General features: G+C 54.4%; 11 protein-coding genes. 8 read left to right on the forward strand and 3 right to left on the reverse strand.

Translation table 11 applies throughout. From position 1 onward, the window contains the following. Positions 1-37: 37 nt before the first annotated feature. The gene (locus tag PGR79_RS15690) at positions 38-1,507 is read left to right on the forward strand and encodes an amino acid permease (RefSeq protein ID WP_045376788.1); all 1,470 of its coding nucleotides are present in this window, start codon (positions 38-40) and stop codon (positions 1,505-1,507) included. Positions 1,508-1,811: 304 nt separating this feature from the next. Next, positions 1,812-3,785: a catecholate siderophore receptor CirA gene (cirA, locus tag PGR79_RS15695; RefSeq protein WP_045391307.1), complete on the forward strand. Its 1,974-nt coding sequence runs from the start codon at positions 1,812-1,814 to the stop codon at positions 3,783-3,785. Between the two features lie 50 nt (positions 3,786-3,835). Here the strand turns inward: cirA and fghA are convergent, their stop codons facing one another. Continuing rightward, positions 3,836-4,672: an S-formylglutathione hydrolase gene (gene fghA, locus PGR79_RS15700; RefSeq protein WP_430921994.1), complete on the reverse strand. Its 837-nt coding sequence runs from the start codon at positions 4,670-4,672 to the stop codon at positions 3,836-3,838. A gap of 343 nt (positions 4,673-5,015) precedes the next feature. On the opposite strand from fghA, the gene folE reads away from it, so the two are divergent. The 6 genes from folE to mglC all read left to right on the forward strand — a co-directional run bounded on the left by folE (position 5,016) and on the right by mglC (position 11,995). Beyond that, complete coding sequence (gene folE / locus PGR79_RS15705; protein WP_015365708.1) at positions 5,016-5,684, forward strand: GTP cyclohydrolase I FolE; 669 nt, start codon at positions 5,016-5,018, stop codon at positions 5,682-5,684. Positions 5,685-5,699: 15 nt separating this feature from the next. Beyond that, positions 5,700-6,857 carry a DUF418 domain-containing protein YeiB gene (yeiB, locus tag PGR79_RS15710; protein ID WP_113374364.1) on the forward strand — a complete coding sequence of 386 codons (1,158 nt, stop codon included), beginning with the start codon at positions 5,700-5,702 and terminating at the stop codon, positions 6,855-6,857. A gap of 155 nt (positions 6,858-7,012) precedes the next feature. Next, positions 7,013-8,035, forward strand: a complete 1,023-nt coding sequence (gene galS / locus PGR79_RS15715) for an HTH-type transcriptional regulator GalS (protein ID WP_015365710.1) — start codon at positions 7,013-7,015, stop codon at positions 8,033-8,035. Positions 8,036-8,333: 298 nt separating this feature from the next. Continuing rightward, positions 8,334-9,332: a galactose/glucose ABC transporter substrate-binding protein MglB gene (gene mglB, locus PGR79_RS15720; RefSeq protein ID WP_045391288.1), complete on the forward strand. Its 999-nt coding sequence runs from the start codon at positions 8,334-8,336 to the stop codon at positions 9,330-9,332. 116 nt (positions 9,333-9,448) lie between these two features. Beyond that, positions 9,449-10,969, forward strand: a complete 1,521-nt coding sequence (mglA, locus tag PGR79_RS15725; protein WP_015365712.1) for a galactose/methyl galactoside ABC transporter ATP-binding protein MglA — start codon at positions 9,449-9,451, stop codon at positions 10,967-10,969. 15 nt (positions 10,970-10,984) lie between these two features. Further along, positions 10,985-11,995, forward strand: a complete 1,011-nt coding sequence (gene mglC, locus PGR79_RS15730) for a galactose/methyl galactoside ABC transporter permease MglC (protein ID WP_015365713.1) — start codon at positions 10,985-10,987, stop codon at positions 11,993-11,995. A 70-nt stretch (positions 11,996-12,065) separates the two neighbouring features. On the opposite strand, the gene sanA is transcribed toward mglC, so the two are convergent. Together sanA and cdd are read right to left on the reverse strand one after the other, a co-directional pair. Continuing rightward, positions 12,066-12,782, reverse strand: a complete 717-nt coding sequence (gene sanA / locus PGR79_RS15735) for an outer membrane permeability protein SanA (protein ID WP_015365714.1) — start codon at positions 12,780-12,782, stop codon at positions 12,066-12,068. 169 nt (positions 12,783-12,951) lie between these two features. Continuing rightward, positions 12,952-13,836, reverse strand: coding sequence for a cytidine deaminase (gene cdd / locus PGR79_RS15740; RefSeq protein WP_087860163.1), 885 nt, complete (start codon positions 13,834-13,836; stop codon positions 12,952-12,954). Positions 13,837-13,859 lie beyond the last annotated feature (23 nt).

Genomic DNA, 13,859 nt, shown 5'->3' on the forward strand with positions numbered 1-13,859 from the left:
AATCGCGCCTCATTTTTTGGATGGATAGCATTTTCACATGGTTTCGGAAACTAAAACCACAGAAGCGCCCACGCTCCGCCGCGAGCTAAAAGCGCGCCACTTGACCATGATCGCTATTGGCGGTTCCATCGGTACAGGTCTTTTCGTTGCCTCTGGCGCAACAATTTCACAGGCAGGCCCCGGCGGCGCGCTGCTTTCCTACATTCTGATCGGTCTGATGGTATATTTCCTGATGACCAGTCTCGGCGAGCTGGCGGCGTTTATGCCGGTTTCAGGCTCCTTTGCGACCTACGGTCAGAACTACGTAGAAGAAGGCTTTGGTTTCGCGCTGGGCTGGAACTACTGGTACAACTGGGCGGTGACTATCGCCGTTGACCTCGTTGCCTCGCAGCTGGTGATGAGCTACTGGTTCCCGGATACCCCCGGCTGGATCTGGAGCGCGCTGTTCCTTGGTATCATGTTCCTGTTGAACTGGATCTCGGTACGCGGCTTCGGCGAAGCGGAGTACTGGTTCTCGCTGATTAAAGTTGCCACCGTGATTATCTTTATCATCGTCGGCATCATGATGATTTTTGGCATCTTCGAAGGCACGACGCCGGCGGGCTGGAGCAACTGGGGCATTGATGACGCGCCGTTTGCCGGCGGCTTTGCGGCGATGATCGGCGTGGCGATGATTGTCGGTTTCTCCTTCCAGGGCACCGAGCTCATCGGTATTGCCGCAGGCGAATCGGAAAACCCGGAGAAGAACATTCCGCGCGCGGTGCGTCAGGTGTTCTGGCGTATCCTGCTGTTCTATGTCTTCGCGATTTTGATTATCAGCCTGATCATCCCGTATACCGATCCGAGTCTGCTGCGCAACGACGTTAAAGATATTTCCGTTAGCCCGTTCACCCTGGTGTTCGAGCACGCCGGTCTGCTCTCTGCGGCGGCTATCATGAACGCGGTTATCCTGACGGCGGTGCTGTCGGCGGGTAACTCCGGGATGTACGCCTCTACGCGTATGTTGTATACCCTGGCGTGCGACGGCAAAGCGCCGCGCATTTTCTCGAAGCTGTCGAGAGGCGGCGTACCGCGCAATGCGCTGTATGCGACTACCGTGATTGCGGCGCTGTGCTTCCTGACCTCGATGTTCGGCAACCAGACGGTTTATCTGTGGCTGCTGAATACCTCCGGGATGACCGGTTTTATCGCCTGGTTGGGTATTGCGATCAGCCACTACCGTTTCCGTCGTGGCTACGTGTTGCAGGGTAACGATATCAATAACCTGCCGTACCGTTCCGGCTTCTTCCCGCTGGGGCCGATCTTCGCTTTCGTACTGTGCCTTATCATTACCCTTGGCCAGAACTACGAAGCCTTCCTCAAGGACACCATTGATTGGGGCGGCGTGGCGGCGACCTACATCGGCATTCCGCTATTCCTGGTTATCTGGTTTGGTTACAAGCTGGTGAAAGGTACCCGCTTCGTGCGCTACAGCGAAATGAAGTTCCCGGAACGCTTTAAAGGCTAATTCCACTCTTTACCGCTTTCGATAAAGCCCTCTTTTAAAGAGGGCTTTTTTTATGCCTGCAAGGCTTACAAACGGACACACTTCTTCATAATTGTATTGATAATTGTAATCATTATCCTTATCATTTCGGAAAAATTCAGGATGAAGCCAATCTCCCTATCTTGCCGCTCAACAACGAAAGGCAAGGGGTGACTAGCCACATCGACTGTAAAAAATTTGCACGCGGCCGCCAGAGCCGCGTGTCGACAAGATGTGCAAGCTGCACCCTTTGTTTGATTTGTAGTTGACCTCATGGAGATTTGGTATGTTCAGGTTAAACCCTTTTGCCCGGGCGGGACTGTGCGCGTCCGTCGTAGCATTGGCATTTCCGGCGCTGGCCGCAAATGATGACGAAACGCTGGTTGTCACCGCCGCGGCGACTGAACAGAGCGTCAAAGATGCCCCCGCCAGTATCAGCGTTATCACCCAACAGGACTTGCAGCGTAAGCCGGTGCAGAACCTGAAGGACGTGCTGCGCGATGTGCCTGGCGTTCAGCTCACCAACGAAGGGGATAACCGTAAGGGCGTGAGTATTCGCGGCCTGAGTAGCAGCTATACGCTGATTCTCATCGATGGCAAACGGGTGAACTCGCGTAATGCTGTCTTCCGCCATAACGATTTCGATCTTAACTGGATCCCGGTGGACTCCATCGAGCGGATTGAAGTAGTGCGCGGCCCGATGTCTTCCCTGTACGGTTCCGACGCGCTCGGCGGCGTGGTCAACATCATTACCAAAAAAATCGGCCAGAAATGGACCGGTACCCTCAGCAGCGATGCCACCATTCAGGAACACCGCGATCGCGGTGACACTTACAACGGCCAGTTCTTCACCAGCGGTCCGCTGATTGACGGCGTGTTGGGCATGAAAGCCTACGGCAGCCTGGCGAAACGCAGTAAAGACGATCAACAATCTTCCAGTAACGCCGCGGGCGAAACGCCGCGCATTGAAGGTTTTACCAGCCGCGACGGCAACGTTGAGTTCGCCTGGACGCCAACGGAGAACCAGGACATTACCGCCGGCTACGGTTTCGATCGCCAGGATCGCGATTCAGACTCGCTCGACAAAAACCGCCTTGAACGCCAAAACTACTCTTTGACCCATAACGGGCGCTGGGATGTCGGCAATAGCGAAGTGAAATTCTACGGCGAGAAAGTGGATAACAAAAATCCAGGGCAGGCGGGCACTATTACTTCTGAGAGTAATGCGGTCGATGGTAAATATGTGATGCCGCTGGGTATGATCAACCAGATCGTCACCCTCGGCGGTGAATGGCGCCACGATAAACTCAAAGATCCGGTAAACCTGAGCAGCGGCGGCAAATCGACTTCCGCCAGCCAGTACGCGCTGTTCCTCGAAGATGAGTGGCGGATCTTTGAACCGCTGGCGCTGACCACCGGCATCCGTATGGACGATCACCAAACCTACGGCGATCACTGGAGCCCGCGTGCGTACCTGGTCTATAACGCCACCGATACCGTGACCGTGAAAGGCGGTTGGGCTACGGCCTTTAAAGCGCCGTCGCTGCTGCAATTGAACCCGGACTGGACCACCAACTCCTGTCGCGGTAGCTGCAGCATTATCGGTAACCCGAATCTGAAGCCGGAAACCAGCGAAAGCTTTGAGCTTGGTCTGTATTACAGCGGTGAAGAGGGCTGGCTGGAAGGTGTTGAAGGCAGCGTGACCGCCTTCCAGAACAACGTTGACGATATGATCGACATCCTGCGCACCTCCAGCGCCAGCGAGGCGCCGGGTTACCCGAACTTCGTCGGCTGGAAGACCGTGAACGGTAAGCGCGTGCCGGTATTCCGCTACTTCAACGTCAACAAAGCGCGGATTAAAGGCGTGGAGACCGAAGTGAAGGTTCCGTTCGGCGAAGAGTGGAAACTGACGGTCAACTATACCTATAACGATGGTCGCGATCTGAGCAACGGCGGCAATAAACCGCTGCAGACGCTGCCGTTCCATACTGCTAACGGTACACTCGACTGGAAACCGCTGGAGGATTGGTCTTTCTACGTCACGGCCAACTATACCGGCGAGCAGCGTGCGGTAAGCGCGACGGGTAAAACCCCAGGCGGTTATACCATGTTCGATATCGGCGCCGCGTGGCAGGTCAGTAAAAACGTGAAACTGCGCTCCGGCGTGCTTAACGTTGGCGACAAAGATCTGAACCGCGACGATTACAGCTATACCGAAGATGGCCGTCGCTACTTTATGGCCGTCGATTACCGCTTCTGATAGCGATGAACCGGGCGATGTAAATCGCCCGCAGAGACTCGCGGCTGAAACTACTTCAGCAGGAACTGCGCATGGAAGCGCAGATGATCTTCTATAAAGGTGGCAATGAAATAGTAGCTGTGGTCGTAGCCGGGCTGGATACGCAGGCTCAGCGGCCACTGTTTCTGTCGCGCCACCTCTGCAAGGACCGCGGGCTGCAGCTGTGCGCCAAGAAACTGGTCGGCGTCACCTTGGTCAATTAAGGTCGGAATGGCATCCCCGGCCTGGCTTGCCTGCATCAGCGCGCAGCTGTCCCACTCCTGCCAGGTCGCTTCATCATCGCCCAGATAAGCGCTGAACGCTTTTTGTCCCCACGGAACTTTGCATGGGTTGACGATCGGCGCGAAGGCCGAGACGCTGGTAAAGCGCCCTGGGTTTTTCAGCGCCATGATGAGCGCGCCGTGGCCGCCCATCGAGTGGCCGCTGATGGCGCAATGGTCGGCGACCTGAAACTGGTGGTTAATCAACTGCGGCAGCTCATCGCGCAGGTAGTCATACATGCGAAAATGGGCCGCCCACGGCGCCTGAGTGGCGTTGAGGTAAAAACCTGCGCCTTTACCGAGATCGTAACCGGCATCATCGGCGACGTCATCGCCGCGCGGGCTGGTGTCGGGCATCACCAGCGCGATACCAAGTTCGGCGGCTATCCGCTGAGCGCCGGCCTTAGTGGTGAAGTTTTCGTCATTGCAGGTCAAACCGGATAGCCAGTACAGCACCGGCGGTGGGGCGGTTTCCGTCGTCGTCGGTAAAAAAATGCTAAACGTCATCGCACAGTTCAGGGTACTGGAGTGATGACGCCAGCGCTGCTGCCGACCCTCGTAACAGCGATGTTCTTCAAGCAGTTCCATCCAGGGCTCCTCGGGTATCTATGTGTAATGCTTAATAATACAGATATTTCATTAACCGGTGAGTAACTTTCACTTTCCCGTCGCGCAAAGCTATTGCATCATTAATACAAGTTATAAAGAACTTCTCTGAACATTTACAGTACTTATGATTGCGCGCGGTAGCGGCGGGGCTCGCTGGCGTGGCGCATCGACAACGTCCAACCGCAGCGGTAAAAATGAAAGGTTGCGCCAATTTCAATAATTATCGTGACGGCTACTGGATTATGTGCGCCACCTCACGCACAATGAGTGCAAACTTTGCCCTCAGAAGAGCAAAGAGCGCCACACCTGCAGGAGAACCTAAATGTCATCATTGAGTAAAGAAGCCATACTCGTTCATGAAGCGCTGGTCGCTCGTGGGCTGGAGACGCCGCTGCGTCCGCCAGTACAAGAAATTGATAATGAAACGCGCAAGCGTCTGATCGCCGGGCACATGACTGAGATTATGCAGCTGCTGAATCTTGATCTCAGTGACGACAGCCTGATGGAGACTCCGCATCGCATCGCAAAAATGTACGTTGATGAGATTTTCTCCGGTCTGGATTACGCCAGATTCCCGAAAATCACCGTTATTGAAAACAAAATGAAAGTTGACGAGATGGTGACGGTTCGCGATATCACGCTGACCAGTACCTGTGAACATCACTTTGTGACGATTGACGGCAAAGCGACCGTTGCTTATATCCCGAAAGATTCGGTAATCGGCCTGTCGAAAATTAACCGCATCGTGCAGTTCTTTGCCCAGCGTCCACAGGTGCAGGAGCGCCTGACGCAGCAGATCCTTACCGCGCTGCAGACTCTGCTCGGTACCAGTAACGTCGCGGTATCCATTGATGCGGTGCATTACTGCGTGAAAGCGCGCGGCATCCGCGATGCGACCAGCGCCACGACCACCACTTCGCTTGGCGGTCTGTTTAAATCCAGCCAGAATACCCGCCAGGAGTTCCTGCGCGCCGTACGTCACCACAATTAATTCGGAGCAGGGTGCATGGAGAGAAACGTCACGCTGGACTTCGTTCGCGGCGTCGCCATCCTCGGCATTCTGCTACTGAATATCACCGCCTTCGGCTTGCCGAAGGCGGCCTATCTTAATCCGGCCTGGGCCGGGAGTATTTCGCCGAGCGACGCCTGGAGCTGGGCAATCCTCGATCTGTTTGCGCAGGTAAAATTTCTCACCCTGTTTGCTCTGCTGTTCGGCGCCGGATTGCAAATGCTGCTGGTACGCGGTAAACGCTGGATCCAGTCGCGGCTAACGCTGCTTGCCCTACTTGGTTTTATTCACGGTCTCTTTTTCTGGGACGGAGATATTCTGCTGGCCTATGCGTTGGTGGGGCTAATTGCCTGGCGCATGGTACGCGATGCCCATCACGTTAAATCGCTATTTAATACCGGCGTAGTGCTATATCTCATCGGTATTGCGGTGCTGGTATTGCTGGGGTTGATTTCCGGCAACGGCGCCAGTCGGTCATGGGTGCCCGATGCCGCGAATGTGCAGTATGAGCAGTTCTGGAAGCTCAAAGGCGGTATGGAGGCGGTGAGCAATCGCGCGGATATGCTGTCCGATAACCTGGTGGCGCTTGGCGTGCAGTACGGCTGGCAGCTGGCGGGGATGATGCTAATGGGCGCGGCGCTGATGCGCTGCGGCTGGTTGAAAGGGCAGTTTAGCCTTAGTCACTACCGCCGCGTCGGGGCTGTGCTGATTATTGCCGGAATGATGGTAAATGTGCCGGCCATCGCCGCGCAGTGGTACTTGCAATGGGACTACCGCTGGTGCGGTTTTCTGCTGCAGGCGCCGCGTGAACTGGGCGCGCCGCTACAAACCATTGGCTATGCCGCGCTGGCGTGGGGATTCTGGCCGCAATTATGCCGCTTTCGTCTGGTCGGGGCGATTGCCTGCGTTGGGCGGATGGCGCTCAGTAACTATTTACTGCAAACCCTGATCTGCACCACGCTGTTCTATCATCTCGGCCTGTTTATGAAATTTGACCGTTTTCAGCTGTTGGCCTTTGTGCCGGCGGTGTGGGCCGTTAATCTCCTCTTCTCGCAGTTTTGGCTGCGTCATTTCCGCCAGGGGCCCGTTGAGTGGCTATGGCGACAGTTAACCCTGAGAGCCTCAGGGACATCATCCAGAGATACATCTGTATAACGATCTCGATCACAATCATTAACAAAATGGATGTAACCGTTTCCAGCGGTGTGACCTCACTCACGTAGCGCGGCGCGCGTCGCTGCCAGAATAGCCACCTTGCTGAACACAGGAGGTGGGTGTGACGTATTGCAATGCGATAAAGGCGGGTATGTATGATCACCATTCGTGATGTCGCCCGTCAGGCGGGGGTTTCGGTAGCAACGGTTTCGCGGGTGCTGAATAACAGCGCGCTGGTGAGCCCGGATACCCGGGAGGCAGTGATGAAGGCGGTCGCGCAACTGGGCTATCGGCCGAATGCCAATGCCCAGGCGCTGGCGACCCAGGTTAGCGATACCATTGGCGTGGTGGTGATGGATGTGTCAGACGCCTTTTTCGGCGCGCTGGTGAAAGCGGTGGATACCGTCGCGCAGCAGCATCAGAAATATGTGCTAATCGGCAACAGCTACCATGAAGCTGAAAAAGAGCGTAACGCCATTGAGGTGCTGATTCGCCAGCGCTGTTCGGCGCTTATCGTGCATTCGAAAGCGTTAAGCGATGCCGAACTTGGCGACTTTATGCAGCATATTCCGGGCATGGTGCTGATAAACCGCATTGTGCCGGGTTTCGCGCACCGCTGCGTGGGTCTCGATAACGTCAGCGGCGCGCTAATGGCTACGCGAATGCTGCTCAATCACGGCCATCAGCGGATTGGCTATCTCTCTTCCAATCACGGCATTGAGGATGATGAACTGCGCCGCGAAGGGTGGAGTAAAGCGCTGCAGGAGCAGGGCATTATCGCGCCGGATAGCTGGGTGGGCTCAGGTTCGCCGGATATGCAGGGCGGCGAAGCGGCGATGGTTGAACTGCTGGGGCGTAATTTAGGCCTGACGGCGGTGTTTGCCTATAACGACAGTATGGCTGCCGGCGCGCTCACCACCCTCAAGGATAACGGCATTGCCGTGCCGCAGCATCTCTCGCTGATTGGTTTTGATGACATTCCCATTTCCCGTTACACCGATCCGCAGCTGACCACGGTGCGCTATCCCATAATGTCGATGGCTAAACTGGCTACCGAACTGGCGCTACAAGGGGCGGCAGGAAAACTCGATAGTGAGGCCAGCCACTGTTTTATGCCCACGCTGGTGCGGCGCCATTCGGTGACGCAGAAGCAAAGTGTGGGGCCGATCACTAACTGAATCTATCAATCGATGTAACCGCTTTCAATCTGTGAGTAAATTCACAGTATATTAACATTCCGCTGTTTATGATGGCAGCGTTGACCAGTCCGAACCAGGCTGTGCTGATGATGCGTTTAAACATCATCTTAAACAATAGGTTAGGCACTTGATGAAGCCGTTTTTCTGGAGCGTTACCCTACACGGAAGACAGAATTAACGTTGTGAATATCGTTGTGCGGTAACCCTAATGTAACAACTCCCGCCAGCTATCTTCACGCCAAAAAAAACGATGCAAAATAATAAAACCGGAGATTCCATGAATAAGAAGGTCTTAGCTCTGTCCGCCGTCATGGCTGGCATGCTTTTCGGCGCCGCAGCGCATGCCGCGGATACCCGTATCGGCGTTACGATCTACAAGTATGACGACAACTTCATGTCCGTCGTGCGTAAAGCTATCGAAAAAGACGGCAAATCTGCGCCGGATGTGAAACTGCTGATGAATGACTCGCAGAACGATCAGTCCAAACAGAACGATCAGATCGACGTGCTGCTGGCGAAGGGGGTGAAGGCGCTGGCCATCAACCTGGTTGACCCGGCGGCGGCGGGTACGGTTATCGACAAAGCGCGCGGGCAAAATGTGCCGGTGGTGTTCTTTAACAAAGAGCCATCGCGCAAGGCGCTGGATAGCTACGATAAAGCCTACTATGTAGGTACCGACTCCAAAGAATCCGGGATTATCCAGGGCGATCTTATCGCCAAACACTGGAAAGCGAACCCAAACTGGGATCTGAACAAAGATGGTCAGATTCAGTTTGTCCTGTTGAAAGGCGAGCCGGGCCACCCGGACGCCGAAGCGCGTACTTCCTACGTCATCAAAGAGCTGAATGAAAAAGGGCTTAAAACTCAGCAACTGGCGTTAGATACCGCCATGTGGGATACCGCGCAAGCGAAAGATAAAATGGACGCCTGGCTCTCCGGCCCGAACGCTAACAAAATCGAAGTGGTCATCGCTAACAACGATGCGATGGCGATGGGCGCGGTAGAAGCGCTGAAAGCGCATAACAAGAGCAGCATTCCTGTGTTCGGCGTCGATGCCCTGCCTGAAGCGCTGGCGCTGGTGAAATCCGGCGCGATGGCCGGTACCGTGCTGAACGATGCCAATAACCAGGCGAAAGCGACTTTCGATCTGGCGAAGAACCTGGCTGACGGCAAAGAGCCCGCTGCTGGCACCAACTGGAAAATTGAGAATAAGATTGTCCGCGTACCGTACGTAGGCGTCGATAAAGACAACCTCAGCCAGTTTATCGGTAAATAAGTTTTACATGCATTGCGGGCGCGTTCAGCGCGTCCGATTATTCCTGATACCGAAGCCGATTTTGCTGCGATATAACTTATCGTCGCGGATCGTCACGAACGCAGCCAGGTATAACTATGGTCAGCAATAATAGCGTACAGTCGGGCGAATATTTGTTGGAAATGAGCGACATCAACAAATCCTTCCCCGGCGTTAAAGCTCTTGATAATGTCAACCTGAAGGTTCGTCCGCACTCTATCCATGCATTAATGGGGGAGAATGGCGCGGGTAAATCGACATTATTAAAATGCTTATTTGGGATCTATCAAAAAGATTCCGGCAGTATTCTTTTTCAGGGAAAAGAGATCGATTTCCATTCGGCGAAAGAAGCGTTGGAAAACGGTATTTCTATGGTGCACCAGGAATTAAACCTGGTACTTCAACGTTCGGTCATGGACAACATGTGGCTGGGACGCTACCCCACCAAAGGCATGTTTGTCGATCAGGATAAAATGTATCGCGATACCAAAGCGATATTTGATGAGCTCGATATTGATATTGATCCGCGCGCTCGCGTGGGAACTTTATCGGTATCTCAGATGCAGATGATTGAAATAGCGAAGGCATTCTCTTATGACGCCAAAATCGTCATTATGGATGAGCCTACCTCATCGCTGACCGAGAAAGAGGTCAATCACCTGTTTAAAATAATCCGCAAGCTGAAAGAGCGTGGCTGCGGTATTGTTTATATCTCCCATAAAATGGAGGAGATATTTCAGCTCTGCGATGAGATTACTATCCTGCGCGATGGTCAGTGGATTGCCACCCAGCCGCTGGAAGGGCTAGATATGGATAAGATCATTGCGATGATGGTTGGCCGTTCGCTGAACCAGCGTTTTCCGGATAAACAAAACAAACCGGGTGAAGTAATCCTTGAAGTTCGAAACCTGACCTCGTTGCGCCAGCCGTCAATTCGCGATGTCTCATTCGATCTGCATAAAGGCGAAATCCTCGGCATTGCCGGACTGGTGGGCGCTAAACGTACCGATATCGTTGAAACGCTGTTTGGCATCCGCGAAAAGGCCAGCGGCACCATTACCCTGCATGGTAAAAAAATTAATAACCATAGCGCTAACGAGGCGATAAACCACGGCTTTGCGCTGGTGACCGAAGAGCGTCGCTCGACGGGAATTTATGCTTACCTCGATATTGGTTTTAACTCGCTGATATCAAATATCAAGAAGTATAAAAACAAGGTCGGCCTGCTGGATAATTCGCGGATGAAAAGCGATACCCAATGGGTTATCGATTCCATGCGGGTTAAAACCCCGGGCCATCAAACGCAAATCGGTTCGCTTTCCGGTGGTAACCAGCAGAAGGTTATTATCGGCCGTTGGTTATTAACCCAGCCGGAAATATTAATGCTTGATGAACCGACCCGTGGAATTGACGTCGGCGCGAAATTTGAAATTTACCAGCTGATTGCCGAACTGGCCAAAAAAGATAAAGGCATCATTATTATCTCTTCTGAAATGCCGGAGCTGCTGGGAATTACCGACCGTATTCTGGTTATGAGCAACGGGCTGGTTGCCGGAATTGTTGAGACCAAAACCACGACGCAAAATGAAATTCTGCGTCTTGCATCATTGCACCTTTGAGATCAGGGGCTTTCCATGAGTGCGTTAAATAAAAAGAGTTTCCTCACTTACCTGAAAGAGGGTGGGATTTACGTTGTCCTTTTGGTCTTACTGGCCATTATTATTTTCCAGGACCCGACCTTCTTAAGTTTGCTGAACTTAAGTAACATCCTGACGCAATCCTCGGTACGTATTATCATCGCGCTCGGCGTCGCTGGGCTGATTGTCACCCAGGGGACCGACCTTTCCGCCGGACGTCAGGTTGGTCTGGCGGCGGTGGTAGCGGCTACCATGCTGCAGGCGGTGGATAACGCCAACAAGGTTTTCCCGGAGATGGCGACCATGCCGATCCCGTTGGTTATCCTGCTGGTCTGCGCGATTGGCGCGGTGATTGGCTTGATTAACGGTATCGTCATTGCCTATCTCAACGTGACGCCGTTTATCACTACCTTGGGTACAATGATCATCGTTTACGGTATCAACTCCCTGTACTACGACTTTGTCGGCGCGTCGCCGATTTCCGGTTTCGACAGCCACTTCTCGCAGTTTGCCCAAGGCTTTGTCGCTTTAGGTTCATTCCGCCTGTCGTACATTACTTTCTACGCGCTGATCGCTATCTTCTTCGTGTGGATCCTGTGGAATAAAACCCGTTTCGGTAAAAACATCTTCGCTATCGGCGGCAACCCGGAAGCGGCGCGTGTCTCCGGCGTTAACGTGGCGCTGAACCTGCTGATGATTTATGCCCTGTCCGGGGTGTTTTACGCCTTCGGCGGGCTGTTGGAAGCCGGACGTATCGGTTCGGCGACCAACAACCTCGGCTTTATGTACGAACTGGATGCGATTGCCGCCTGCGTGGTGGGGGGCGTTTCCTTCAGCGGCGGCGTGGGTACGGTTTTCGGCGTGGTGACCGGGGTTATTATCTTTACCGTCATCAACTATGGTCTGACCTACATCGGCGTCAATCCGTACTGGCAGTACATTATTAAAGGGGCGATTATCATCTTCGCCGTGGCGCTGGATTCACTGAAATACGCGCGCAAGAAATAAGATTGAACGCATCAAAAACCCGCGCCTGGCGCGGGTTTTTTTATACCTCAAATCGACCAAACGACGGCGGCTATTTTTCTTTCTGTAGCTCCAGTAACTGCTCGGGCGTGACCGCCGGGTAGGATTGCGCATCCTCCGGAACTTCATGCTGCTGCGCCGGGATGGGGATCAGCGGCCCGAGGAAACGCGGCTCGCGTTTGAAGATATAGAGATCCGCCAGCGCGCCAAACCGGGCACCAAACTCGCGCAGACGCACGGTCCACATATCCTTCGGCGAAGGCACCGCATAGCACTGCGCCTGAATCCCCATATGCAGGGCGATAAACAATGCACGCTCGCAGTGGAAGCGCTGGGTGATAATAATAAAATCATTGGTATCGAACACTTTGCGGGTGCGCACGATCGAATCGAGGGTGCGGAAACCGGCGTAGTCCAGCACGATATCCGCCGGATCGACGCCGGCTTTGATCAGATCCCGGCGCATGGTCATCGGTTCGTTATAGCTTTGCAGGGCGTTGTCACCGCTTAACAGCAGATAATTAACCTTACCGCTATTGTAGGCGTTGAGCGCGCCCTGGATCCGGTAACGATAATACTGATTGATCACGCCGGTGCGATAATATTTGGCAGTACCCAACACCACGCCAACCTGGCGGTAGGGGAGATCCTGCAGCTCATCGTAAATATAGGGCGCGGTTTTCCAGCTCATCCAGCGGTCAAGACCCAGCACGGTCAACAGCAGCAGGCCGAGCAGGACTAACAGGCTGTATAACACACGCTTTAACATGAACTTGACTCAATGGTGGACGAGGGAAGCTTCAGGCTACTTTACCCGCCGGGTAAGCGCAAGAAACCATCGTTTAATTGCGGGGATTTTCAGCAATATGGCAGATTACCGAATCCAGGCCGGAGAAGCCAAAGGCGCATCCGGCAATCTGCTCAGACTATCGGGCTAGTTAACCTAACAGCACGCGGTCGATATTCTGACAGCCTAACGCTTTCAGGGTTGCGACGGTCGCATCCCACTGGATAAGCGATGCATCGGCTTTCTCGGCCAGCAGCGCGCGCTGGATATCCGGATAGTCGTAACCGTTAAGGCTCAGCAGGTTCAGCGCGCCCTGCAGCGGCGGTAGCGTCGGATTGAACGCCGCGTTTTCCGCGTAGCTGCCGCAGAAAATGGTGCCGTCTTTCAGCTCCAGCGCCACGCCGGAAGGGGAGTCGCTGTACGGCGCGTGGCAGCGGTTCGCCGCCTGAATAGCCGCCTGCGTGAGCGCATCGCCGCTGAGAGGGAAGCCGTGATCCTGCTCATCCATCAACAGAGTTTTGATTTCCAGATCTTTCGGGCCAAAGGCGTCCGGCAGATAGTGCTGCAGGGAGTGCGCTTCGCGACCCGGCAGATGAATGCGCAGCGCCAGACCGCTGTTCAGTTCATTCATAAACTGGCGGCAGTGGCCGCAAGGCGTGTAGTTGACGGTAATGGCGCGCAGGGATTTTTCGCCGCGTAGCCAGGCGTGGCTGATGGCGCTCTGTTCCGCGTGGACGGTCTGTTGCATGGTGGCGCCGAGGAATTCCATGTTGCCGCCGAAGTACCAGCGACCGCTCACGCCGCGGGCGATAGCGCCAACGTTAAAGTGAGAAAGATCGGCGCGGGCGCAGGCGGCGGCAAGCGGCAGTAGCGCAAAGGCCAGCGCGTCTTCATCCAAACCTGTTGCTTGTTGTAGCGTCGCCACCTGATCGGCTTCGAGCAGCGCCGGGAAGTGCGGGTCTGCGAGCATCGGGGCGATGGCCGCCTGCAGGTCTGCCGCCAGATTAGTCAAAGCAGCTTGAAAACGAGAGTGCATAGCGTTGCCTCATAACAATGTAA

The organism is Klebsiella sp. 141161, assembly GCF_050600815.1.
GTDB classification, from domain to species: domain Bacteria; phylum Pseudomonadota; class Gammaproteobacteria; order Enterobacterales; family Enterobacteriaceae; genus Klebsiella; species Klebsiella aerogenes.

Excerpts from the sequence above, each read along its gene's own strand:
- mglA (WP_015365712.1), top strand. The coding sequence starts at position 9,449 with ATGGTCAGCAATAATAGCGTACAGTCGGGCGAATATTTGTTGGAAATG.
- fghA (WP_430921994.1), bottom strand. The coding sequence starts at position 4,672 with ATGGAACTGCTTGAAGAACATCGCTGTTACGAGGGTCGGCAGCAGCGC.
- cirA (WP_045391307.1), top strand. The coding sequence starts at position 1,812 with ATGTTCAGGTTAAACCCTTTTGCCCGGGCGGGACTGTGCGCGTCCGTC.
- galS (WP_015365710.1), top strand. The coding sequence starts at position 7,013 with ATGATCACCATTCGTGATGTCGCCCGTCAGGCGGGGGTTTCGGTAGCA.
- mglB (WP_045391288.1), top strand. The coding sequence starts at position 8,334 with ATGAATAAGAAGGTCTTAGCTCTGTCCGCCGTCATGGCTGGCATGCTT.
- folE (WP_015365708.1), top strand. The coding sequence starts at position 5,016 with ATGTCATCATTGAGTAAAGAAGCCATACTCGTTCATGAAGCGCTGGTC.
- PGR79_RS15690 (WP_045376788.1), top strand. The coding sequence starts at position 38 with ATGGTTTCGGAAACTAAAACCACAGAAGCGCCCACGCTCCGCCGCGAG.
- cdd (WP_087860163.1), bottom strand. The coding sequence starts at position 13,836 with ATGCACTCTCGTTTTCAAGCTGCTTTGACTAATCTGGCGGCAGACCTG.
- sanA (WP_015365714.1), bottom strand. The coding sequence starts at position 12,782 with ATGTTAAAGCGTGTGTTATACAGCCTGTTAGTCCTGCTCGGCCTGCTG.
- yeiB (WP_113374364.1), top strand. The coding sequence starts at position 5,700 with ATGGAGAGAAACGTCACGCTGGACTTCGTTCGCGGCGTCGCCATCCTC.
- mglC (WP_015365713.1), top strand. The coding sequence starts at position 10,985 with ATGAGTGCGTTAAATAAAAAGAGTTTCCTCACTTACCTGAAAGAGGGT.